At 68.7% G+C, this 21,111-nt stretch carries 22 protein-coding genes and 1 tRNA gene; 9 read left to right on the top strand and 14 right to left on the bottom strand.

The window, feature by feature from the left end; genetic code table 11:
- Positions 1–58: 58 nt before the first annotated feature.
- The 3 genes from mgtE to SJY26_RS14940 form a co-directional block, all read right to left on the bottom strand.
- The gene (gene mgtE / locus SJY26_RS14950; RefSeq protein WP_396593788.1) at positions 59–1,462 is read right to left on the bottom strand and encodes a magnesium transporter; all 1,404 of its coding nucleotides are present in this window, start codon (positions 1,460–1,462) and stop codon (positions 59–61) included.
- A 59-nt stretch (positions 1,463–1,521) separates the two neighbouring features.
- Positions 1,522–1,606: transfer RNA gene (locus tag SJY26_RS14945), tRNA-Leu, on the bottom strand.
- 50 nt (positions 1,607–1,656) lie between these two features.
- Positions 1,657–1,953, bottom strand: coding sequence for a FliM/FliN family flagellar motor switch protein (locus SJY26_RS14940; RefSeq protein ID WP_396595776.1), 297 nt, complete (start codon positions 1,951–1,953; stop codon positions 1,657–1,659).
- A gap of 30 nt (positions 1,954–1,983) precedes the next feature.
- Here SJY26_RS14940 and lipB point away from each other — a divergent pair, with 30 nt between their 5' ends.
- Together lipB and SJY26_RS14930 are read left to right on the top strand one after the other, a co-directional pair.
- Positions 1,984–2,721 carry a lipoyl(octanoyl) transferase LipB gene (gene lipB, locus SJY26_RS14935; RefSeq protein ID WP_396593787.1) on the top strand — a complete coding sequence of 246 codons (738 nt, stop codon included), beginning with the start codon at positions 1,984–1,986 and terminating at the stop codon, positions 2,719–2,721.
- A gap of 54 nt (positions 2,722–2,775) precedes the next feature.
- Positions 2,776–4,392: an ATP-binding protein gene (locus SJY26_RS14930; RefSeq protein WP_396593786.1), complete on the top strand. Its 1,617-nt coding sequence runs from the start codon at positions 2,776–2,778 to the stop codon at positions 4,390–4,392.
- Between the two features lie 10 nt (positions 4,393–4,402).
- Here the strand turns inward: SJY26_RS14930 and SJY26_RS14925 are convergent, their stop codons facing one another.
- Positions 4,403–5,404, bottom strand: a complete 1,002-nt coding sequence (locus SJY26_RS14925; RefSeq protein ID WP_396593785.1) for a saccharopine dehydrogenase NADP-binding domain-containing protein — start codon at positions 5,402–5,404, stop codon at positions 4,403–4,405.
- Positions 5,405–5,509: 105 nt separating this feature from the next.
- Between SJY26_RS14925 and SJY26_RS14920 the strand changes: the two genes are divergently transcribed.
- Both SJY26_RS14920 and SJY26_RS14915 read left to right on the top strand, forming a co-directional pair.
- The gene (locus SJY26_RS14920) at positions 5,510–6,109 is read left to right on the top strand and encodes a TetR/AcrR family transcriptional regulator (protein ID WP_396593784.1); all 600 of its coding nucleotides are present in this window, start codon (positions 5,510–5,512) and stop codon (positions 6,107–6,109) included.
- A 560-nt stretch (positions 6,110–6,669) separates the two neighbouring features.
- Positions 6,670–7,449, top strand: a complete 780-nt coding sequence (locus tag SJY26_RS14915) for an alpha/beta hydrolase family protein (RefSeq protein WP_396593783.1) — start codon at positions 6,670–6,672, stop codon at positions 7,447–7,449.
- A gap of 88 nt (positions 7,450–7,537) precedes the next feature.
- Here the strand turns inward: SJY26_RS14915 and SJY26_RS14910 are convergent, their stop codons facing one another.
- Complete coding sequence (locus SJY26_RS14910; RefSeq protein ID WP_396593782.1) at positions 7,538–7,759, bottom strand: hypothetical protein; 222 nt, start codon at positions 7,757–7,759, stop codon at positions 7,538–7,540.
- An 868-nt stretch (positions 7,760–8,627) separates the two neighbouring features.
- Between SJY26_RS14910 and SJY26_RS14905 the strand changes: the two genes are divergently transcribed.
- Entirely contained in the window at positions 8,628–8,975 is a 348-nt protein-coding gene (locus SJY26_RS14905; RefSeq protein ID WP_396593781.1) for an endonuclease domain-containing protein, read from the top strand.
- Between the two features lie 96 nt (positions 8,976–9,071).
- Here SJY26_RS14905 and SJY26_RS14900 read toward each other — a convergent pair whose 3' ends face one another.
- The 3 genes from SJY26_RS14900 to SJY26_RS14890 form a co-directional block, all read right to left on the bottom strand.
- Positions 9,072–10,214: a tetratricopeptide repeat protein gene (locus SJY26_RS14900; RefSeq protein ID WP_396593780.1), complete on the bottom strand. Its 1,143-nt coding sequence runs from the start codon at positions 10,212–10,214 to the stop codon at positions 9,072–9,074.
- Positions 10,215–10,339: 125 nt separating this feature from the next.
- On the bottom strand, positions 10,340–11,305 hold the full coding sequence (locus SJY26_RS14895) for a glutathione S-transferase family protein (RefSeq protein WP_396593779.1): 966 nt from the start codon (positions 11,303–11,305) through the stop codon (positions 10,340–10,342).
- A gap of 113 nt (positions 11,306–11,418) precedes the next feature.
- The gene (locus tag SJY26_RS14890) at positions 11,419–12,744 is read right to left on the bottom strand and encodes a PAS domain S-box protein (RefSeq protein WP_396593778.1); all 1,326 of its coding nucleotides are present in this window, start codon (positions 12,742–12,744) and stop codon (positions 11,419–11,421) included.
- A 187-nt stretch (positions 12,745–12,931) separates the two neighbouring features.
- On the opposite strand from SJY26_RS14890, the gene SJY26_RS14885 reads away from it, so the two are divergent.
- Positions 12,932–14,794: a DNA-packaging protein gene (locus SJY26_RS14885; RefSeq protein WP_396593777.1), complete on the top strand. Its 1,863-nt coding sequence runs from the start codon at positions 12,932–12,934 to the stop codon at positions 14,792–14,794.
- On the opposite strand, the gene SJY26_RS14880 is transcribed toward SJY26_RS14885, so the two are convergent.
- Positions 14,791–16,248 carry an alpha/beta fold hydrolase gene (locus SJY26_RS14880; RefSeq protein ID WP_396593776.1) on the bottom strand — a complete coding sequence of 486 codons (1,458 nt, stop codon included), beginning with the start codon at positions 16,246–16,248 and terminating at the stop codon, positions 14,791–14,793. The two genes, SJY26_RS14885 and SJY26_RS14880, sit on opposite strands and share 4 nt — an antisense overlap.
- Before the next feature lie 111 nt (positions 16,249–16,359).
- On the opposite strand from SJY26_RS14880, the gene SJY26_RS14875 reads away from it, so the two are divergent.
- Positions 16,360–17,787, top strand: a complete 1,428-nt coding sequence (locus SJY26_RS14875; protein WP_396593775.1) for a LytR/AlgR family response regulator transcription factor — start codon at positions 16,360–16,362, stop codon at positions 17,785–17,787.
- Here SJY26_RS14875 and SJY26_RS14870 read toward each other — a convergent pair.
- From SJY26_RS14870 to SJY26_RS14850, 5 genes are all read right to left on the bottom strand, one after another.
- The gene (locus tag SJY26_RS14870) at positions 17,784–18,317 is read right to left on the bottom strand and encodes a DUF4199 domain-containing protein (RefSeq protein WP_396593774.1); all 534 of its coding nucleotides are present in this window, start codon (positions 18,315–18,317) and stop codon (positions 17,784–17,786) included. The two genes, SJY26_RS14875 and SJY26_RS14870, sit on opposite strands and share 4 nt — an antisense overlap.
- A 94-nt stretch (positions 18,318–18,411) precedes the next feature.
- Positions 18,412–18,825: a response regulator transcription factor gene (locus SJY26_RS14865; RefSeq protein ID WP_396593773.1), complete on the bottom strand. Its 414-nt coding sequence runs from the start codon at positions 18,823–18,825 to the stop codon at positions 18,412–18,414.
- Positions 18,825–19,211 (bottom strand): type II toxin-antitoxin system VapC family toxin, encoded by a 387-nt coding sequence (locus SJY26_RS14860; RefSeq protein WP_396593772.1) that lies wholly within the window; start codon positions 19,209–19,211, stop codon positions 18,825–18,827. Before SJY26_RS14860 ends, SJY26_RS14865 begins: the two co-directional genes overlap by 1 nt.
- Positions 19,208–19,471 carry a type II toxin-antitoxin system Phd/YefM family antitoxin gene (locus SJY26_RS14855; protein ID WP_396593771.1) on the bottom strand — a complete coding sequence of 88 codons (264 nt, stop codon included), beginning with the start codon at positions 19,469–19,471 and terminating at the stop codon, positions 19,208–19,210. The genes SJY26_RS14860 and SJY26_RS14855 overlap by 4 nt, the downstream gene beginning before the upstream one ends.
- Before the next feature lie 57 nt (positions 19,472–19,528).
- Positions 19,529–19,939, bottom strand: coding sequence for a winged helix-turn-helix transcriptional regulator (locus SJY26_RS14850; RefSeq protein WP_396593770.1), 411 nt, complete (start codon positions 19,937–19,939; stop codon positions 19,529–19,531).
- A 56-nt stretch (positions 19,940–19,995) separates the two neighbouring features.
- Here SJY26_RS14850 and SJY26_RS14845 point away from each other — a divergent pair, with 56 nt between their 5' ends.
- Complete coding sequence (locus SJY26_RS14845; RefSeq protein WP_396593769.1) at positions 19,996–20,322, top strand: nuclear transport factor 2 family protein; 327 nt, start codon at positions 19,996–19,998, stop codon at positions 20,320–20,322.
- A complete protein-coding gene (locus SJY26_RS14840; protein ID WP_396593768.1) occupies positions 20,319–21,110 on the top strand; it encodes an SDR family oxidoreductase in 792 nt (263 codons plus the stop codon). The genes SJY26_RS14845 and SJY26_RS14840 overlap by 4 nt, the downstream gene beginning before the upstream one ends.
- The last annotated feature ends 1 nt before the right edge of the window (position 21,111 follow it).

Genomic DNA, 21,111 nt, shown 5'->3' with positions numbered 1-21,111 from the left:
GACAGGGCGCTGTTGCCCTGTGGACGGAGGAGCAAGGGTGGCGCCGTTCCGACCCGTCTTACAACAGGATGATCCCGGCGAGGCCCAGGAAGGAGAGAAAACCCACGGTATCTGTGATCCAGGTCACAAAAACGGGGGAGGCGACGGCGGGGTCCCGGTCAAGCCGGTCCAGGGCGAGGGGGACCAGCGTTCCGGCGAGGGAGGCCGCGACGAGATTGATCAGCACGGCCAGACCAATGGTCAGGGACAGCAGGGGCTCGCGGAACCAGACCCAGGCCACACCACCCAGAAGGGTGCCGATGCAAACCCCGTTGAAGAGGCCCACCATCACTTCCCGGCCCAGAATTCGGGGGGCGTTGGCGGATGTCAGTTCGCGAGAGGCCAGGGAACGCACCGCCACCGTCAGGGCCTGGGTTCCGGAGTTGCCGCCGATAGACGCGACGACAGGCATGAGGATGGCCAGATAGACGAGCGCTTCCAGTTCGTCGGCGAACTGTCCGATTACCAGAGAGGCAAAGATCGCGGTGCCGAGGTTGACGATCAGCCAGGGGATCCGCGACCGGACCACGCCGAAGACCCCCGCACCGCGGCTTTCATCGGACACGCCGGCGAGTTGCAGGATGTCCTCGCGGTTCTCTTCCTGGATGATATTGACGATGTCATCGACCGTAATCTGGCCAACCAGCCGGCCGCCGGCGTCCACGACGGGGGCGGAGATCAGGTGATATTTCTCGAAGATGTAGGCGACCTCTTCCTGGTCCGTGTCGGCGGCGATGCCGTTCACGGGTTCCATGAGGTCCGCCAGTTTCATGGCCCGTGAGGCGCGCAGGAGACCGCTGATGGGGATGCCGCCGATCGGGCGGTTCAGGGGATCGACGACATAGATGTCGAAGAAGAGTTCCGGCAGGTCCTCGCCCTGGGCCCGGACGTGGTCGATGGTGTCGCCGACGCTCCAGAACTGGGGGGCGGCCATGACCTCGCGCTGCATCAGACGGCCGGCGCTGTCCTCGGCATAGCCGAGGGAGTTCTCGATGGCGGCGCGGTCGGGGGCCGGCATGGCGGCCAGGACCTTTTCGCGCTGGTCGTCCTCGAGGTCCTCGACCACGGCGGCGGCGTCGTCGGAGTCCAGTTCCTGCAGGGCCTCGGCCAGGGTGCCGGGGGCGACGCGCTCCAGCACCTCCTCGCGGATGCCGTCGTCCAGCTCGGGCAGGGTCTCGGCGAGGAGCTCGGGGGGCAGCCAGAGAACGACCACGGCGCGGTGCTCGGCCGTCAGGAAGCCCATCAGGTCGGCGACGTCGGCGGGGTGGAGGTCCTCCAGCAGGGACCGGAGGCGCAGGCCGTCGCCGTCATCGGCGGCATCGACCACCTTCTCGACGAAGGCGGCGGTGAGGACGTAGTCCTCGTCGAGGGCCTCGTGGTCCTCGGTGACGTTGGAGTCCGAAGGGGCAGGTCTGTCGCTCACGCGGGGCCTCCCTTCAGATAAATCAGCGTGGTAGCGCCGATTCTTCATCCTTCGTCAGATGGTGCGGTCGAGAAGACTCGAACTTCCACGGGTTGCCCCACAGCGACCTCAACGCTGCGCGTCTACCAATTCCGCCACGACCGCTCGCATCGGAGGGGGCTGATAGCGGAGGTAGGAACGAAAGGGAAGCCTTGCTAGGCGGCGCCGGCCATGAAGTCGTAGACGTCGGCCGGGCGGGTCACGGTGATGGCGATGCGGTCGTCGTTGATCTCGATGACGCCGCGCGCCACGGGGTGGTTGTTGGCGAGGATCCAGACCTCGTCGCTTTCGCAGGCGTCGAGCGGAATCACGGCCCCGCGGCCCATTTTCAGCAGCTGGGACATGGGCAGGACCGAACGGCCCAGCACCACGGACAGCTCGACATTGACGGCATCAACCTGGCTCAAGACGACTCCGGACGCATGGGGTGTCCGCGCGACCGCACTTGCAATGCCGGGCCCCCGGGACACATTGGACGCATCATGCTTGCCGAGCCGTTAAATCCCCCGTCCATTCCGGCCGAATCGCGCCTGTTCCGCGCCGACGCCCAGGCCGTCGAATGGGTCGTGAGCCCGGGACAGGTCCCCTATGACGACGCCGTCGCCGCCATGGAGGCGCGGGTGGCGGCGATCGCAGCGGGCGAGGCCCCCGAGCGGGTCTGGCTGCTGGAGCATCCGCCCCTCTATACGGCCGGCGTTTCGGCCAGGGACGGCGACCTGCTGCAGCCCGACCGGTTTCCGGTGCACCGCACCGGCCGGGGCGGGCAGTTCACCTATCACGGGCCCGGCCAGAGGGTGGCCTATCTGATGCTGGACCTGAATGCGCGCGGCAAGGATGTCCGCGGCTTCGTGCGCGGGCTGGAGGCCTGGCTGATCGCGACGCTGGACACCTTCGGCATCGAGGCGGGCCCCCGCGAGGGCCGGGTCGGGGTCTGGGTCGAAAGGAAAGGCCCCGGGTGGAGCCGCGAGGACAAGATCGCCGCGATCGGCGTCAAGGTCCGCAAATGGGTCAGCTTCCACGGCATCAGCCTGAACATCGACCCCGATCTGGATCATTTCGGCGGGATCGTGCCGTGCGGCATTGCCGAACACGGGGTCACCAGCCTGCTGGACCTGGGCCTGACCACGCCGATGGCCGAGGCGGACGCGGCCCTGAGAACGGCGTTCGAAAAAATCTTCGGTCCGGTCGCGATTGTCACCCCGGGTGAAGGGGGCTCTTAACCGCTACAGCCTAGGGTTCGCCGACCAGGGCAATCCGGACGGGGGACGACGAGCATGAGCGGCACGGCGACGGCACTTGCGTCTGTGTTTCCCGCCGCCTCGCGTTCCCTGCTGACCGAGGCCGATCTGGCGACCTTCTTCGACGTGTCGCTGGACATGCTGTGCATCCGGGCGCTGGACGGCACGGTGCTGAAGGTCAGCCGGTCGTGGGAGACGGTGCTGGGCTGGAAGCCCGAAGAGATCGAGGGCGGGCGGCTGGCCCCCCTGGTCCATCCCGACGACCTGCCGGCGACGCAGGGGAGTATTGTCGAGGTCGAGACGCGCGCCCCGGGGGCGACCCCGCTGGCCTTCACCAACCGCTATCGCCACAAGAACGGCACCTATCGCCGCGTCGAATGGCGCGCCCAGCGGCATGGCGACCGCATCTATGCCGTGGCCCGCGACATCACCGACCGGGCGGCGGCCGAACAGGCCCTGATCGAGGCCAAGGCGGCGGCCGAGGCGGCCAGCCGGGCCAAGAGCGACTTCCTCGCCAATATGAGCCACGAGATCCGCACGCCGCTGAACGGAGTGATCGGCATCGTCGACGCCCTGCGCCGCACCGAACTGACCCCCGAACAGCGCGAGATGGTCGATCTGATCCAGTCCTCGGGCGTGACGCTGGAGCGGCTGGTGTCCGACATTCTGGATGTGTCCAAGGTCGAGTCCGGGCGGCTGGACATCGAGGCCCGCCGCTTCGATCTGGAACAGGCGCTGGGCGGCGTCATCGATCTGGCCCACAACCGGGCGGCGGAAAAGGGTCTGGCCTTCGAGGAGCGCCGGGGCCCCGGGGCGCGCGGCGTCTTCCTGGGGGACAGCACCCGCATCGGCCAGATCGTGTGCAACCTGCTGTCCAATGCGGTCAAGTTCACCGAGCGCGGCGGGATCACGGTCGACTGGGACGTCACCGGCGAGGCCGAGGGCGAGGGCGAGCTGACGGTGGTGGTCAGCGACACCGGGGTGGGGTTCGACGCCGCCACCGGAGCGACCCTGTTCCAGCGCTTCAGCCAGGCCGATGCGTCGATCACCCGCCGGTTCGGCGGCTCGGGTCTGGGCCTGTCGATCTGCCGGTCGCTGGCCGAGATGATGGGCGGGGTGGTCGAGGCCCGGTCCTGTCCGGGCGAGGGCAGCACCTTCACCCTGACCCTGCCGCTGCAGCGGGTGGTGGCGCTGGAGGACTTTGCCGGGATGGAGAGCGGAGGGACGGGGGCGGTGTCCGGTCTGCCGGTCTCGGCCCCGGATGAGGGTATGGGGCCGCGCCGGCGCCTGCGGGTGCTGCTGGCCGAGGACCATCCGACCAACCAGAGGGTGGTCCAGCTGATCCTGGGGGCCACGGGGGCCGAGGTGACCACGGTGGAGAACGGGGCCCTGGCGGTCGCCGCCGCCGCCAGCGGGACCTTCGACGTCATCCTGATGGACATGCAGATGCCGGTGATGGACGGCCTGACCGCCACCCGCGCCATCCGCGCCGCCGAGGCCGCCGCCAACCGCACCCCGGTCATCATGCTGAGCGCCAACGCCATGGCCCAGCACCGGTACGAGGCCCTGGCGGCGGGGGCCGATCTGCATGTGGCCAAGCCGGTGACGGCGGCGAGTTTGCTGGCGGGGATCGCGCAGGCGGTGGGGGGGTAGGGGTTACGCCTCACAACAGGTGCGGCTCAAGGGCCTTCAGGAAGGCCGGGGCGTCGAACACGGCGCCGGGGGCGTGGACGCCGGGTGGGGGCGGGTTGAGGACCATCTGCGTCACGGCCTCGGCCACGATGGGGCCGGTCACGCCGTAGATGTCGCGGCCCTCCACGGCGGCGCGACGCACGACCTCGCCCTGCCGCACCTCGACCTCGACCCGGAACCTCTGGGCGGACCGCCCGGACGAATCCCGGGGCGTCGGCGGGGGCGTGTCGGGGTTGCGCAGATCCGCCAGGGGTGCGGCGTTCAGGAAATGCCGGACGGTCGGCACGGTCAGGTGTGACGCGATCAGGATCATTTCGGAGAAGGGCAGTTCGACCATGTCCTGGGTCCCGAAGCCGCCGCCGAACGCCCAGGTCTCGGGACCGGCCGGGCCCGTGAGGGGAGACAATCGCCCGTCCGAGACCGTCAGCCGGGGGACCGTGTTGCGCTGGCCTGTCAATCGGGTGCCCGGGGTCGGTTCCCAGCTGTCCAGCGCGGCCCCGATGCGGATCGCGTCGGCGTGGGTCCAGTCCGCGAGGGTGGCGGTGACTAGAAGGTCCGCGAGACCGCCCCAGAAACTCATCGCCGGGATCATCACGATTCCGGCCGACCGGGCCTCGGCCGCGCGATCATGCAGGCGTCGGGCGCTGTCCTGTTCGGCCGTCACATCAAGATAGTGGACGCCGGCGCGAAGGGCGGCGTCCGCGAGCGGGCCCGCGGTGTCGAGGAAGGGCCCGGCGCAATTGACGACGGCGAAGGTCGCGGCGAGGTGGTGATCCAGCGCCGCCCGGTCCGCCAGATCGGCCACACCGGTCTGCACTCCGGCCGGCAGTCCGGCCTGGTCGAGGCGGCCCGCGTCGCGGCCCAGGGCGAGCACCGCGAACCCCCGGTCGAGGAGGGCCCGTACGACGAACCGCCCGGTGTGACCGGCCGCGCCATAGACCGCGATGCGGGGCGGGATCGCGGGGTGGGGCATGGGGTCATCCATTGGCGCTACAGACCTGTCTGTTTGACTGGCGATACAGACAGTTCGGTAGCGCGTCAACCGGGACGCTGGTAGGGTCGGTTCAGGAGACCGATCATGACCCGTTCCACCGAAGACGCGCCGGCGACCGCGAAGGCGTCCACCGATGTGCGCGAGCGGATCCTCGAGACCGCCAGCCGGCTGTTCTACGGGCACGGCGTGCGCGCGGTGGGCGTCGATCTGGTGGTGGCCGAGGCCGGGATCGCCAAGACCAGTCTGTATCGCCATTTCCCCAGCAAGGACGATCTGGTCGTGGCCTTCCTCGAACGCGAGGATGCCGAGTTCTGGGCGGTCTGGGACGCGGTGTCGGCGGGGCATCGGGAGAGCGCGGGCGACGAACTGGACGCCCAGATCGGATGGATCGCCGAGCGCCTGACCCGACCCCGCTACCGGGGCTGTCCCCAGATCAATGTCGCCGCCGAATTCGCCGAGGCCGACCATCCGGCGCGGATGGTGGCGCGGCGTCACAAGGCCGAGTTACGCCAGCGTCTGGATGGGCTGGCGCTGCGGCTGGGGGCCCGCCGGCCGGAGATGCTGGGGGCGCAGCTGGCGGTCGTGATCAACGGGGCGTTCGCGAGCGCCGAGATGCTGGCCGACCGGGACCCGGCGGAAATGCTGCTGGAACTGGTCCGGGCGCTGGTGAGGGCGTCGGTCTGAGTTTGGCGCATGCCGGAACCATGGCCCAGCACCGGTATGAGGCCCTGGCCGCGGGGGCCGATCTGCATGTGGCCAAGCCGGTGACGGCTGCGAGTTTGCTGGCCGGGATCGCGCAGGCGGTGGGGGGGTAAGGGGGGGCCACCCAGCGTTGTGGTCGACGGCGATGTCTGTTTTCGGTGCCGGCGCTGACGGGTGATCCCGACCCAAACGCGACTTCAGACCAGTTCGCCTTCATCCCACATGGCCTACCCTGACTGTGGAGGTGTTGCGGCGAGGCCGTTCCTCTGTGTCACAAGAGACGGCGGATCTTACGACCGGCAGCCACGAGGTGATCGGCATGCGCTGGACAAACAGAACCCTTGAGGTTGACCATAAGCCGTCATGAACGATGGCCGTTTTCGTTCTGGCGGATACCGGTTTTGGCCCGTATCAAGGCGGCGGTCGGTGCCTAGTGGATAAGACCTCAGAGAGTGAACACAATGCTTTTACGGGCTTTTCTCATTGGCGTGAGTTTGACGGCTGCGCCCCTTGTCCCAGCCTTCGCCCTTCAGGCTGCCCCAGTGGCCGCGATCGCCGAGATTGAGCCTAGCCACGTCATGCTCCCCGCTCCTGACGGTCGGACCATCGATCTGAACGTCTGGGCCGCGCCAAAGGAGAAGGGCATCGTCGTGTACAGCCACGGCTTCAATGGTTCGCCCGCCGCCTATCAACGCATCCTGTCCGCCTGGGCCTCTCACGGGTTCACGGTCATCGCGCCTTTGCATGTCGATTCGCTGCGCCATCCGCAGCACGCTCAGTACGACAACGGCCAAGCGTTCACGACGCGGCTGACCGATCTGGCGGTTGCGCGAGGCTTCGCCCGACAGACCCATGCCAGCAGGCCGATCGTTGTGGCGGGCCATTCGTTCGGCTCGCTCATGTCGATGATCGCGGGCGGGGCCGTGACAGTGGCGGGGCCGCTCGGCGATCCCGAGGTCAAGGGCGTGATCGCGTTTTCTACGGCGGGCGACGTGCCTCCCTTGGTCCAGCCAGAGACTTATCAAGGACTGACCGGGCCGCTGCTGCTCGTGAGCGGCGACCAAGACCGGGTGCAGGGCTTCGTCACCGATCCTTCAGATCATCGCCATCCGTATGAACTGAGCCCCGTGGGCGACAAGACGATGATCACCTTCTCCGGGGCGGACCACGAACTCGTCGCCAACGCCGACGACGCGGACTTCGCCGTGCTGATCGAGGCCACTGAGGCTTTCCTGGACGCCTACGGTCTGGGCGACGCAGTGGCCAAGGCCCGGCTCACCGCGCTGCCCGCGCCGGACGGCGTGACCATCGAGCGGCGCTGAGCGTAAGCTCAAGTTCACATATTCAGGGATAGGCGCTGCTTTGCGCCTGGACGGTCATGACCGATCCAGACCCGTTGCAGACCTTGCCCTACCTCTCGTGCAGGATGACGTGCACGCAATCGTAGCCGCCGCGACCGTCGGAGCGGGGGAATGCCGAGTAGTCCGGGCCGGCGTTGTCCATTACGAGCCGGGCGATCTCGTTGAAGCCGCTTTCGCGTCCCTCGACCAGGTGGATGAGAAAGCCGCTGTCTATGTCTTCGACGGTGAACGCCGGGCCGCCTTTCCGGAGAGTCTCGATGAAGGGTGCCATAAGCTTAGCCATAACAGCCAAGGCTCTACCGAGCCAGATCGATCGGACAAGTGGATTACGTTGTAGAGAAGGCACCGACGGCTATGACCGCTTTCCACCCATAGCGGACTTTAGCGGGGTCTCCTCCCCGTCGCGAAGCGGTGGGGTATCGCGAGGATCGTATACGATCCTCTGCGATGGGCGCGGCGCGGTAGCGGAGTGACGGAGGGGCTCTTCAACCAGGCACTGTGCGCGGGCCAGAACCCCTCCACCGCTTCGCGGTCCCCCTCCCCATCGCTTCGCGACGGGGAGGAGACGGGGGGCCTTGTCATCCCCGACATCGCGCCAGCGATGATCCGGGACGGGTAGACCTCTGAGACGCACCTCCCGGACGACGCGCAGCGGCGATCCGGGAGACGGGCGGGGCCTCGGGCCGTCTCCCGGATCATCGCAAGCGCGATGTCCGGGAGGGGACACGGGGTGAGAGGACCATCCCGTCCCCGATCTTCGCTTCGCTCCGTCGGGGATGACAAGGCTGCGCTTCGGCCGGGATGACAAGGGGGTGAGGTTCATCGGCCGCCCCCACCCGGCCTCGCTGCGCTCGACCACCCTCCCCTGAAGGGGAGGGAGAGGGAATATGCGGTCCGGCGTCTCCCTCCCCCTGCGGGGTGGCCTGCCTTGCCGCCCCCACCCGGTCGCTGCGCGACCACCCTCCCCCTGCGGGGGAGGGAGAGGGGCGTACGACCTTCGCCCCCGTCGGGGGAGGGGGAATGAAGGCGGGACCTTGCCTGTCCCTCCCCTTCAGGGGAGGGTGGTCGAGCGAAGCGAGACCGGGTGGGGGCGGCCCAGTATGGCGAGGATCGCGAAGGCCAGGGCCATGAGGAAGGCCATGAGTCCGCCGGAGGCGCGGCTATGGATTTCGCTGCGCCGGCTGCGCGGGCAGGGGTTTCACTTCCGCCGGCAGCATCCTCTGCTGGGCTACTATCTGGATTTCGTCTGTCTTTCGCGGAACCTGATCGTGGAGGTCGATGGCGGTTCCCATGAGGGGCGCGGCGACTGGGACCGGCAACGGGATGCTGCCCTGGCGCGACACGGGCTGAAAACGCTGCGGATCCCGGCCGCGAGCGTGCGGGATCATCTTCCGGAGGTGATGGAGTTTATACTTCGGGAGCTTGAGGTGGCCGCCCCCACCCGGCCGCTGCGCGGCCCCCCTCCCCGGGACGGGGAGGGAGAGTAAGGGACGGCCGCCCCCACCCGGCCGCTGCGCGGCCCCCCTCGCCGGGACGGGGAGGGAGATCAAGGGACGGCCGCCCGTCGCGGCGGGGCGGCAGGGCTAGTCCCGGAAGCTGTACAGGGTGGTGACCAGGGACGTCCGGCCGTCGGGCGAGATGCAGAGCTGACGCGCGTCGCGACAGGCCAGGTTGAAGGGGGGTTCCGTCAGGATCACCCCGCTTCCGTTGACATTGTTCCTGATCTTTTCGCTCGTCACCTTGTCGAGATTGGGGGTGAAGCCGCCGAGGCTGGGGAGGCATTCGGTGATGATGGCGTATTTGTAGGTCTGGCTGACCTTCGAGATGATGCTGGAGATGTCGCTGTTCGAAAGGTGCTGGAGCACCTCCCTGATGAAGACGATGTCCCCGTCCGGCAGGGGGGCGTTGACGGCATCGAGCACGCGGAAATCGACGTCGAGGTCTGCGAACCGTCCCTTGTTGTGCTCGATGAGACCCGAGACGACATCGCAGGCGATATAGTTGGCGCAGAACGGCCTTACCCTTGAGCCGATGACAAAGTCACCACAACCGATGTCGACCGCGTTCAGCCTGGGTTCGTGCGGCTGAAGGAAGGCGGAAACAGCCTGAAGATAGGTGCCGGAGTGGGACGTCAATCGCGTGCCGGAGCCGGAATAGTAGGGATCAGAGGGATCGGCAGACCCTCCCCAGGCCCGCGTCCTGTAGACGTACTCGAAAATGGCCTGCCGATTATCCACACCGGTTTTCTGGTAAAGCGCCGCCTTGCCGTGACGATATTGCGCCAGGGTTGACGAGGGATTGATCGCTTTCGCTCGCTCGAAGTCGACCTGCGCCTCTTCGAGACGACCAAACTCGATCAGGATCTCCCCTCTTAACAGGAGGGCGTGGAAATGATCAGTGTTGCCGACCAGCGCGTCGCAAAGATCGATGAGCGCGTCATCGAGCTTGCCCATGTCCTTGTTGAAGACGGCCCTGTTGTACAGGAGGTCGACATTGTCCGGGCAGAGTTGAATGGCGCGATTGTAGTCTTCTACTGCCTTTGATGTATTGCCAAGGTTGAAGAAACAAATCCCGCGCAGCTTGTACGCAATATAGTTGTCGGGGTGGAGCGCAAGAGATGCATCGTAGAGATCCAGTGCGCCCGCTGTATCGCCGGCAGTCTCTTTTTTCCGTGCCTGGGCGAGCAAGCTATTTGCAACCTCGTCACGACTCCTGCTCTCGCTCATGTCGCCCAACATCCCGTCGCAAAGTCGTCTGGTCCACTGCCTCGTAAAGCTATGGGAGTGTCGAGACAAGCGACGGTCATGTCACCCGTCCCTTCGGCGACTTCGGCCTCGTCCGGCCCGCCCGGTCAGGCCTCGCTGTGGCCCCAGGGCGGGATCGGGCCGGCGGGGACGATGCCGGACGGGTTCAGGTCCAGATGGCTGGCGTAGTAGTGGGTCTTGATCGGGTCGAAATGGACGGTGCCGGCGATGGCGGGGATGGCCATCAGGCGCGCGAGAAACCGCGACAGGGCCGGGTAGTCGACGATCCGGCGCAGGTTGCACTTGAAGTGGGTGTGATAGACGGCGTCGAAGCGGATCAGGGTGGTGAACAGGCGGATGTCGGCCTCGGTTATCCGGTCGCCGACCAGCCAGTCCGAGGCGTCGAGGCGCGTTTCCAGCCCGTCCAGCGCCTCGAACAGCGGCAAGACGGCGGCCTCATAGGCCTGTTGCGTGGTCGCGAACCCGGCCCGGTAGACGCCGTTGTTGACGGCCTCGTAGATGAAGGCGTTGACCCGGTCGATCTCGTCCTGAAGGGCCGGGGGGCAGAGGTCCGGACCCGTCGCGCCGAGGTCGTCGAAGGCGCGGTTGAGGATACGGATGATCTCGGACAACTCATTATTGACGATCCGGCCCTCGTGCCGGTCCCAGAGCACGGGGACGGTGACCTTGCCGGAGTAGCCGGGGCGGGCTTTGGCATAGAGCTGCCACAGGAAATCGAGGCCGTTCTCGCGGTCGCCGGTCGCGTCATCGCCGGTGCGGAAGGTCCAGCCGTCGTCGCGCATCAGGGGATGGACCACCGACACCGGCAGCAGGCCCTCGAGCTGTTTCAGGGCGCGGACGATCAGGGTGCGGTGGGCCCAGGGGCAGGCGTGGCTGACATAGAGGTGGAACCGGTCCGGCTCCGCGCGGACCGCCGGCTGGCCGTCGGGACCGGGGCCGCCGTCGGCCGTGATCCAGTCGCGAAAGCCGCTGTCCTGGCGGCGGAAGTCGCCGCCCTTGCTGGCCTCGGTCGCCTCGCCGGCGTGCCAGCGTCCGTCAATCATCTGTCCCATGGGTGGTCCTTGCGTTGGTCCGGTTCAACGGGCGGGGGGCTGAGCTGATCCCCGGGGGAGCGGACGTGTCGCAGCGCGTCCTGCGGGAGCGCGCCCTGCGGACGACAGCGGCCTCACACCGGGAAGGCGAGCGCCACGGTCAGGCCGGTGGGGGACCAGTCGCGGGTGAGGGTGCCGCCGATCTGGCGGGCGAGGCTGTCCTTGAGGGTGGAGCCGAAGCCCTGGCGGGTGGGGGCGGTGACGGGGGGGCCGCCGGTCTCGCGCCAGTTCAGGGTGACGCGGCGGGCGTCCAGCGTCCAGGTGACGGAGACATGGCCGCCGCCCTCGCTGAAGGCCCCGTATTTGTTGGCGTTGGTGGCCAGTTCGTGCAGCAGCATGCTGACCGGCTGGACCTGTTCAGGCGACAGGAAGACCTCGGGGCCGGCGACATCGTAGTGGCCGTGGGGGCAAAGGGCGTCGGTCTCCTCGCGCACGACATCCTCCAGCAGGCCGCCTTCCCAGCGGCGGCTGGCGAGCGAGGTCTGGGCCCGGGCGAGCGCGTCGATGCGGCCGGCGAGAATGTTACGGTAGCTCTCGAGATCATCGGCCCGCGTCAACCGCATCAGGGAGTGGACGATGGTCAGGACGTTGCGGGCGCGGTGGTCGACCTCGCGCATCAGCAGGTCGCGGGCCTCCTTGTTGCGACGGTCCTCGCTGATGTCGCGGACCTCCACGACGGTGCCGACGGTCCGGGAGGTCTCGTCACGCACGGGGCTGGCGGTGAAGGCGACGGGGTAGAAGGAGCCGTCCCTGTGGACGAAGACCTCCTCGCCCCGGGTGCCGGCGTTCTCGGGGAAGGCGCGGTCGATGGCGCACTCCTCGAGGGGGAAGGGGGTGCCGTCGGGGCGGGTGTGGTGGATGACGTCGTGCAGGGGGCGGCCGGTCGTCTCGGCGAAGGTATAGCCGGTCAGGGTTTCGGCGGCCTTGTTCATGAACACGCACTGCTGGCGCTCGTCCATGAGGAAGACGGCCATGGTGGTGTTGTCGAGGATGGCGTCGAGGCGGCGGGTGACCTGCCGCAGGTCGGACTCGATCTTCTTGCGGTCGGTGATGTCCTGGATGGCGGCGTAGAAGATGCTGTCGCCGTCCTCGTGGAACAGCTGCAGCCGGACCGAGACATTGTATCGCGTGCCATCCTTGCGGACGTGGACGGTGTCGAAGTCGAGGCGTTCGGTCTCGCCGGCCAGCAGGGGCCGGACAATGGTCAGGAACTCGTCGCGGTCGATGTGGGGCTTGATGTCCCAGGGGGCGAGGGCGCGCAGTTCCTCCATCGTATAGCCGAGGTTGTCGCGGGCCCCCTTGTTGACGAGGCGAAACAGGTAATCGTCGGCGGCGAAGACATAGACCTCGCTGGCGGCGTCCTCGACGATGCGGCCCAGACGATCATTGGTAACAGTCAAGCTGCTTGCCCTGCCGGAGATTGGGGTTCGCTGACCCGGTTTTCCTCGGTACAGAGCCGGCCCCGAACTGGCAAACGCGATCACGATGTTATCAACGGACGCGCCGAAAACCGCTTTGATTTCAGTGGGCGTGTTGAATCAAGGGGCGTGAAGCGTGCGTCGTCCGGGGTGGCCCGATAATGCGGGCATGGACGAGACGACACGATATCGGGGCGAACAGCCGCTGGATCAGAGCCCGGCGGACATGAGCTGGGACCGTTGGCATGAGCTGCTGGATCGCCGGCTGGCGGGCGAGGCCATCGGCGACCTGGCGACGGAATACCGGGTGCATACCTCCTCCATCTATCGCAATGCCAGGCTGCTGAAGAAGCGCAAGAAGGACAGGCCGGAGGCGGTGTGGCGGCCCAAGGGGCCGGCTCCGGCGGTGATCGAGACCCGACCCGACGGGTCGGTGCGGCTGGTCTGTCGCGAGATGGCGTTCGTCTTCGACCGGACCGATCCGGACCTGACCGACAATTCGGCGCTGGACCGACTGGAATGGGCGGCGGCGGAGGGGCGGTCGCGCGACTGCATGACCCTGATCACCCTGACCAAGGGGGTGCGGGACCTGTTGCGACCGCGCTGGCGCCGAGAAGACCCTCGTGGACCGGAGAAGGGCGTCGGGGCGGAGCCGGATGAGCCGGGGCCGCCCATCGAACTGCGGACGGCGCAGCGGCCGCCGGAGGGGGACTGGGCGACCTGGCTGTTTCTGGGCGGGCGCGGGGCGGGCAAGACCCTGGCGGGGGCCAGCTGGCTGGCGGATCAGGCGACGGCGGAGGGCCTGAAGTCTGGCGGCGACGGGCGGCTGGCCCTGATCGGGCCGACCCTGCACGATGTGCGCGAGGTGATGGTGGAGGGGGTGTCGGGGATCCGCACCCTGCCGCGCTGGACCCGGGCGACCCGGCCCCGTTTCGAGCCGTCGCGGCGGCGGTTGCTGTTCGACAGTGGCGCGGTGGCCCAGGCCTTCTCGGCCGAAGATCCCGACAGTCTGAGGGGGCCGCAGTTCAGCGCGGCCTGGGCCGACGAGTTCTGTGCCTGGCCGGCGGTGGGGACGCGGGGGGCGGGCGAGACGCTCGCTTTGCTGCGGATGGGGTTGAGACTGGGGCCGAGACCCCGGCTGGTGGTGACGACCACGCCGCGGGCGACGCGGGCCCTGCTGGCGCTCAAGGCCGAGCCGACCTGTGTGTCGAGCCATGCGACGACGCTGGAGAATGCCGAGCATCTGTCGCCGCGGTTCCTCGACGATCTGCTGGCCCTGTACGGCGGGACGCGGCGGGCGGCACAGGAGCTGGAGGGGCAGGTGGTGGAGATGGAAGGGGCGCTGTTCACAGCGGCGATGATGGTGGGGGCGAGGCGTGAGTGGTTAGTGGTGAGTGGCGAGTGGTTAGTGGACCGTGGGGCATACGCGTCGGGGGCGACCTTTGAAGGCATGCCTGCGGACGCTCGTGACCCCCGTCACTCGCCACTCACCACTCACCACTCACCACCCGCCTTCGACCGGATCGTGGTGGCGATCGATCCGACGACGACGGCGGGCGGGGATGCGTGCGGGATCGTGGCGGCGGGGTCGAGGCGGCGGGCGGACGGGCGGCGCGAGGCGGTGGTGCTGGCCGACCGGTCGGCGGCGGGCTTGAGCCCCGACGGCTGGGCCAGGCGCGCGGCCGCGCTGGCCGAGGAGGTCGGCGCGACCTGTATCGTGGCCGAGGTCAACCAGGGCGGGGCGATGGTGAAACAGGTGCTGCGGACCGCCGGCTGTGCCGTGCCTGTGAAGGAGGTGCGGGCGACGCGGGGCAAGCGGATCCGGGCCGAGCCGGTGGCGGCCCTGTATGAACAGGGCCGGGTGCATCACGCCGGGGCGTTCGCAGCGCTGGAGGAGGAGCTGATGGCGTTTGGCACAGAGGGCGAGGCGGCCGGGTCGCTGGACCGGGCCGACGCGCTGGTGTGGGCCATCACCGATTTGCTGATCGATCGGCCGGACGGGGAGACGGGGCCGAGGCTGCGCTGGATCTAGGTCACCGCAAAGGTCGGGGGCGGGAGGGTGAGGCGGGTGTCGGGGAGGGTCTCGCCGGCGAAGAAGCGGACCAGCAGGGGCGTGATGTCGGGGTGGGATTCGAAGACGTTGTGGCCGGCGTTCTCGACGTGGATCTGTGACGTCCTCCGGAACTGGGTGATGACCTCGGCCTGTTCCTCCAGCGGGGTGCGGCCGTCGAGCGAGCCGGCGAGCAGGAGGGCGGGGGTGTCGATGGTGATGGGGCGGCGGAAGTCCTCGCCCAGATCGAGACCGGGGATGGCTCCCAGCAGATGGGGCATGGGGTAGTTGTGGGCGTCGCCCATGACGGCGGTGCGGGCCTCCGCTTCGACGAGGGCGAGGCGGGCGGGGGAGATGCCCGAGGCCATGTCCATCGCCTCGTTCATGCCCGAACTGCCAAACACGCGCGAGACGCTGCCGAAGAAGCCGGAGACCGCTTCGGTCTGGCCGGCGTCGAGCGCCAGATACAGGCCGGGCAGGCGCGAGAGGCTGGAGGGATTGGCCACCATACCGGCGGTGATCAGCTGGACCCCCATCGCCCCGAGCTTGAGCTCGACCGGGCCGGCCGCGGAGGCGAGAGTGATGGGGGCGGGATCGGCGTCCAGCCGGGCGTGGACGCGGCGCATGAGGGCGGGCAGGTCCGGGATGGCGGCGCGGGCGATCGGGTCCTGACCCAGCAGGGCGTCGACCCGGTCGAGGAAGGCGTCGATATGGGCCGGGCGTTTGACGGTCTGGTCCTGGCCCTCGAGGCTGGCCAGGGCGACGCGGCCGATGGAGTCCGGATGCCGCTTCAGCACCGACAGGGCGAGGTGGGTGCCGTAGCTGATGCCCCACAGGTTGATCCGGTCGACGCCCAGATGGCGACGCAGGTCCTCGATGTCGTCGGCGTTCTGTTCGGTGGTGTAGCCGGCCATGGCGACGCCGGCCCGGGTCCAGTCGATCCAGGCCTTCTGGATGTCGTCGCGATAGTAGCCGGTCAGGCCCGCGCGGGTCAGGTCGGGGAAGGGCCCGGTCGGGTCGGGGCGCGCGGGGATGTGGGCCGACAGGCCGGTGCCGCGCTGGTCGAAGGCGATGACGTCGGCGACGGCGGTCAGGGCCGTGAAGATGGGGAAGCGCGGGCCGGTGGCGGCGTCCGCCCCGCTGCCGCCCGGGCCGCCCGCCAGATAAACGATCGGCGGACCCGGGTTGGGCGCGGCGGTGGGGAAGCGGACATAGCCGAGACGGATGCGGCGGGAGCGGGGATCGTTGCGATCCTCGGGCACCTCGAAAAAGCCGCGCTCGGCCGGGGCGGTCTGGCCGCTGCGGGCGGTGAAGGTGAAAGGGCCGGCCGGGGTCTGGGCCGGGGTCCGGGCCAGGGCGCGGGAGGCCAGGCCGAGGGCCGGAAGGGCGAGGCCGGCGGCAAGGAGGGTGCGGCGGTTCAGGGCGATGTGGGTCATGGGCCCTGACTGACCCGGGCGGGCGGGGTGTGCAGCCCCGCTTCGGCCAACGGTCGTCCCGGGTCGGTCAGTGGCAACGCTTTCCGGCGAGCGGCGCGATAGGCTGAGGGAATGATCCGCGCGATTCTGATGAGCCTGTTCCTGATCTGCCTGCCCGGAGGGGTGGCGGCGCAGGTGTGGTCGGTGTGTCCCGGTGCGGTCGAGGCCTTCGCGCCGGACAGCGCTGCCTGTCGCCCGGTCGAGGGGGTGATCGATCCGCAGGGGCGCGAACTGTGGCTGAGGGCCGACATCGACCGGCCGGCGGGGACGGGCCCGCAGGCCTTCTACGTCGGGGGTATTGCCTCGTCCGAGGTCTGGTTGAACGGGGTGAAACTGGGGGCCAACGGGCAGCCGGGAGCCTCGGCGGCCGCGGAAGAGCCGGGGCGGTACGAGGCCGCCTTTCCGATCGAGGCGTCGCTGTGGCGGGCGACGGGCAATGGGCTGGTGGTGCGGATGTCGTCCTTCCACGGGGGCCTGCGGCTGGACGGGCCGGTCGGGGGGATGGGGGTGGCGGGGTGGCCGCCGCCGTCGCGGGCGGCCCCGCTGGCCCTGACCTTCCTGATCGCCGGGGCGCTGTTCGCGGCGGCGTTCGGGTTCGGAGTGATCCATGCGCTGCGGCGGACCGGGTCCAGCCTGATCCTGACCGGGATGGCGGGGGTGGCGGGGGCGCAGGCGGTGCTGGAGACCCTGAGGACGCTGGTGAACTATCCCTATCCGCTGCACGTCTGGCGGCTGGTGGGGATATGGGGACTGACGGCGGTCTTCGCCGTGTTGCTGGTCGGCTATGTGGCGGGGCGGTTCTGGCCGGGCGCGCGGCGGGCCCTGATCGGGGTGGCGTTGGCTGGAGTGGTCGGCAGTTTGCTCATCCCCGGATTCGATCTGAAGACGGCGGCGGCCCTGATGGTAGGGGTCGGGCTGGCGGCGGTGGCGGCGGCGGTGGCCGTGCGGCGCGGGGACAGGGGGGCGCGGCTGACCCTGGCCTATCTGGTGGCGTTCGTGGCGGTGGGGGTGGCGATGCCCCGGTGGCTGGTCGACCTGTCCTATTTCGTGTTCGCGGCGGGTCTGGTCCTGCCGCTGCTGATGGCCGAGCTGATCCGGCTGGGCCGGGACGACCGGGCGCGGGAGGCGGTGCTGACGCAGGCGGCGGCCCGGCCCGACTGTCTGACCGTGGCCTCGGCGCGCGGGCTGCTGCGGGTGCCGCTGGCGCAGATCATCGCGGTGGTGGGGGCCGACGACTATGTGGAGCTGAGGCTGGCAGACGGGCGCAGGCTGTTGCACGCGGCGCGGCTGGACCGGCTGGAGACCGAGCTGCCGGGAGGCTTCCTGCGGGTGCACCGCTCGGTGATCGCCAACCTGGCGCATGTGCAGGGCTATGCGCGCGACGGCGGGCGCGGGCGGCTGCTGATGGGGGAGGGCGAGCCCCTGCCGATCAGCCGCAACCGCCTTGCTGCCGTCAGGGACGCCCTGGAGGGGGCGAGCCTGACGGCGTCGGTCGCCTAGGCTCTCGCCCGGGCCGGGAGGAAGCGGCTGTTGCGCAGCAGGATGGCGCTGACGATCGAGACGAGGAGGCCGACGGGGAAGATCTCGGCGAAGGTCATCGGCAGGCGGAGCAGGGGCGACTCATAGGCCTCGGCCATCTGGCGCATCTGGCCTTCGAGTTTGGCATAGGCGTCGGCCGGCATGCCCTCGGCGCGGCGGGCCTCGAGCGTCGCGGCGATGTACTGGTCCATGAAGACGTAGTCGGTGGCGGCCAGATAGGCCTCCCAGACCAGGACGTAGGCGAGGGAGGCGCACAGGGCGATGGCCAGGCCGACGCCGAGGGCAGGCAGGAATTTGATCACGCCGCCCCGGTTGTGATCGCGGTGCTGCTTCACCCCCATGAAGACCGCCACCATGCCCAGCAGCATGATCAGATAGCCGAGCCAGACATTGCCGTGCGGCTGGCCGCCGCCGATGAGGACCGTGCCGATGATGCCGGCAATGATGATCAGGCCCGAGACGAGGCCGTAGACGAGGATGATGCGGGCCATGGGGGCCTCCCTTGCGATTGCGATGCGGGGAGGCTGTCCCGGACCGCCCGCCGATCCTATCGCCCGAACGGGTGAATTCGACAGTCTGCGCCGATCAGGGGATCAGGCCGAGGTCGCGGGCGCGGGTCACGGCACCGGTGCGGGTGGTGACCTCGAGCTTGGCGAACAGGTTGGCGAGGTGGGTTTTCACGGTATTGGGCGACAGGCCCAGGGCCCGGGCGATCGCCTTGTTGGCATGGCCGGAGGCGAGGACGTCGAGGACCTTCATCTCCTGACCCGTCAGGCGGAGGGAACGGACGGCGGCGTCGTTGCGGACGAAGTCGGGGCCGTGCCGGCGCGTCGCGATCCTCCAGCCCAGCCACAGACCCCCGGCCGCGAAGACGATGGCGATCAGGGCGACATAGAGCTCGGCCGTCATGCGGTGGGTCGCCTGCTGCAGGTCGAGCCAGGCGAGGGCAAAGGCGCCGAGGGCGAGGGTCAGGCCGGCGGTGGCGACGGTGCGGATCATCAGACGCGGCGGATGTCGCCGGGGTAGCCGTCCAGCAGGCGGTCGCTGGTCAACAGAACGAGCCCTTCGGTCATCGCCTGGGCCACGAGAATGCGATCGAACGGGTCGCGGTGGATCGGCGGGAGATGCTCGACAGCCAGCGCATGTTCACCGGTGACCGCCAGCTCGATGAAGCCGGTGGCGATCAGCCGTTCACGCAGACGACGAGGGTTGATCTGGAATCCGGGTCGGTTCAGCGCTCGCTTGATCGCGGTCTCCCACAGATTGACCACGCTGAAGGCGATGTCGTTGTCGGGGTCAGCCAGAAAGTCGCGGGCTGCGGTGGGCAATTTGTCCGGCTCCGCGGCCGTCCACAGGACGATCTGGGTGTCGAGGAGGAGTTTCAACCCTTGTCGTCGCCGTTGAACATCCGCTCGATTTCCTCACGACCCATTTCGTTGAAGTCGTCGGGGATGGAGAACTCGCCCTTCATGAAGCCGATCCGGCGGGCAGCTATGGCGACGCGGTCGGTCACCTCGGGCTCCAGCGGAGTCAGTTTGGCCACCGGCTTGCCGGCGCGGGCGATGATGATCGTCTCGCCCTTCTCCACGCGGTCGACCAGCCCGGAGAAGTGGGTCTTGGCTGCGTGGATGTTGAGGGTCTCCATGGGAAGGAGTGTAGTGGACTAAGGCGGATTAGTCCACTGGAGGCGAGGCCCAGCCGGTCAACCGGGGGGCGGCGATGCCTCGATCAGCCGGTCGCGGACCTCGGCCGGGGCCGCCTCGGCCCAGGTCAGGAGTTTGTCGAGGACGGGGCAGAGCGACTGGCCCCATGCGGTGAGGTGATATTCGACCTTGGGCGGCACCTGCGGATGGACGATGCGGGCCACGACGCCGTCGAGTTCGAGCTGGCGCAGTTGCTGGATCAGCATCTTCTGCGACACGCCGGGGATGGCCCGTTCCAGTTCGGAAAAGCGGCGGACGTTCGAACCGAACAGCTGGAACAGGATCACTAGCTTCCAGCGGCCTTCCAGAATCCGGATGACATTCTGGGCGCTGGAGGCCGCCGTTTCGGGTGTGTAGTCGACGCGCTCACCTTCAGGTGAGTACCTTACTTTTTCGTCCGTACTTGTCATCTTCACAGCCTACTTCCAGCTTGGGGCCGGAAGCAACCCTGACCCGGAGACGAGAGATGACGTCCGCCTTGCCCCAGCCCATCGCCGACTATGTCGCCGCCAATGCGCGGCTGGATCCGGAGGGCATGCTCGCGCCCTTCGCCCCCGACGCCGTCGTGCGCGACGATGGCGGCGAGCACCGCGGCCACGCCGCGCTGCGGCGCTGGATCGAGGATGCGACCCTCGCCGCCCGCGCCGTCTTCACGCCGGACGCCCACCGCGAGGAGAATGGTCAGGTCATCGTCGACGGAGTGACCTACGGCGATTTCAAAGGCAGTCCGCTGCGGTTCACGATGCGGTTCACCCTCGTGGACGACGCCATCCGCGCGCTGGAGATCGGATGACCATGGCCCGTCCCGACCCCACCGAATTCGAAGATCGCCGGATACTGGTGACGGCCGGCACCAAGGGGGCCGGCCGGGCGACCGTCGAGCGGTTTCTGGCCGGGGGTGCCCGCGTCATCACCGCCGCGCGCGCCGCGCCGGACGGGCTGGAGGGCGTGGAATTCGTCGAGGCCGACCTGACCACGCTGGAGGGCTGCGACGCCCTGGCCGAGGCCGCGATGCGCCGGTTCGGCGGGATCGATGTTCTGGTTCATGTCGTGGGCGGTTCGTCCGCGCCGGCGGGCGGCTTTTCGGCCCTGAGCGACGATCACTGGCGCGCGGAGCTGGATCTGAACCTGATGCCGGCCGTGCGGCTGGACCGGCGGCTGATCTCGCAGATGCTGCAGCGGGGCTCCGGCGCCGTCGTCCATGTCTCGTCCATCCAGGCCCGTCTGCCGCTGCCGGACTCGACCACCGCCTATGCCGCGGCCAAGGCCGCCCTGACCACCTACAGCAAGGCGCTGTCGAAGGAGGTCGGGCCGAAGGGGGTCCGGGTCAATGTGGTGTCGCCGGGCTGGATCATGACCGAGGCGTCGGGCCGGCTGCTGAAGCGGATCGCCGAAGGGGCGGGGGGCACGATCGAGGAGGCGCGTCAGAGCGTTCTCGCGGGTCTGGGCGGGATTCCGCTGGGCCGCGCCGCCGAGCCGGGAGAGGTGGCCGAGCTGATCGCCTTCCTGGCCTCGGACCGGGCCGCGTCGATCCACGGCGGCGATTTCGTCATCGATGGAGGGACAATCCCGACCGTTTAGC

The sequence above is a fragment of the Brevundimonas sp. R86498 genome, from assembly GCF_044598075.1.
GTDB lineage: Bacteria > Pseudomonadota > Alphaproteobacteria > Caulobacterales > Caulobacteraceae > Brevundimonas.
The sequence above is the reverse complement of the archived record's forward strand: the minus strand, read 5'-3'. Positions and strand labels throughout refer to the sequence as shown.

Bases quoted from the DNA above. Each gene is read 5' to 3' on its own strand.
- lipB (WP_396593787.1), top strand. From the start codon at position 1,984: ATGCTTGCCGAGCCGTTAAATCCCCCGTCCATTCCGGCCGAATCGCGC.
- SJY26_RS14930 (WP_396593786.1), top strand. From the start codon at position 2,776: ATGAGCGGCACGGCGACGGCACTTGCGTCTGTGTTTCCCGCCGCCTCG.
- SJY26_RS14925 (WP_396593785.1), bottom strand. From the start codon at position 5,404: ATGCCCCACCCCGCGATCCCGCCCCGCATCGCGGTCTATGGCGCGGCC.
- SJY26_RS14920 (WP_396593784.1), top strand. From the start codon at position 5,510: ATGACCCGTTCCACCGAAGACGCGCCGGCGACCGCGAAGGCGTCCACC.
- SJY26_RS14910 (WP_396593782.1), bottom strand. From the start codon at position 7,759: ATGGCACCCTTCATCGAGACTCTCCGGAAAGGCGGCCCGGCGTTCACC.
- SJY26_RS14905 (WP_396593781.1), top strand. From the start codon at position 8,628: ATGAGTCCGCCGGAGGCGCGGCTATGGATTTCGCTGCGCCGGCTGCGC.
- SJY26_RS14900 (WP_396593780.1), bottom strand. From the start codon at position 10,214: ATGAGCGAGAGCAGGAGTCGTGACGAGGTTGCAAATAGCTTGCTCGCC.
- SJY26_RS14895 (WP_396593779.1), bottom strand. From the start codon at position 11,305: ATGGGACAGATGATTGACGGACGCTGGCACGCCGGCGAGGCGACCGAG.
- SJY26_RS14885 (WP_396593777.1), top strand. From the start codon at position 12,932: ATGGACGAGACGACACGATATCGGGGCGAACAGCCGCTGGATCAGAGC.
- SJY26_RS14880 (WP_396593776.1), bottom strand. From the start codon at position 16,248: ATGACCCACATCGCCCTGAACCGCCGCACCCTCCTTGCCGCCGGCCTC.
- SJY26_RS14875 (WP_396593775.1), top strand. From the start codon at position 16,360: ATGATCCGCGCGATTCTGATGAGCCTGTTCCTGATCTGCCTGCCCGGA.
- SJY26_RS14870 (WP_396593774.1), bottom strand. From the start codon at position 18,317: ATGGCCCGCATCATCCTCGTCTACGGCCTCGTCTCGGGCCTGATCATC.
- SJY26_RS14865 (WP_396593773.1), bottom strand. From the start codon at position 18,825: ATGATCCGCACCGTCGCCACCGCCGGCCTGACCCTCGCCCTCGGCGCC.
- SJY26_RS14855 (WP_396593771.1), bottom strand. From the start codon at position 19,471: ATGGAGACCCTCAACATCCACGCAGCCAAGACCCACTTCTCCGGGCTG.
- SJY26_RS14850 (WP_396593770.1), bottom strand. From the start codon at position 19,939: ATGACAAGTACGGACGAAAAAGTAAGGTACTCACCTGAAGGTGAGCGC.
- SJY26_RS14845 (WP_396593769.1), top strand. From the start codon at position 19,996: ATGACGTCCGCCTTGCCCCAGCCCATCGCCGACTATGTCGCCGCCAAT.
- SJY26_RS14840 (WP_396593768.1), top strand. From the start codon at position 20,319: ATGACCATGGCCCGTCCCGACCCCACCGAATTCGAAGATCGCCGGATA.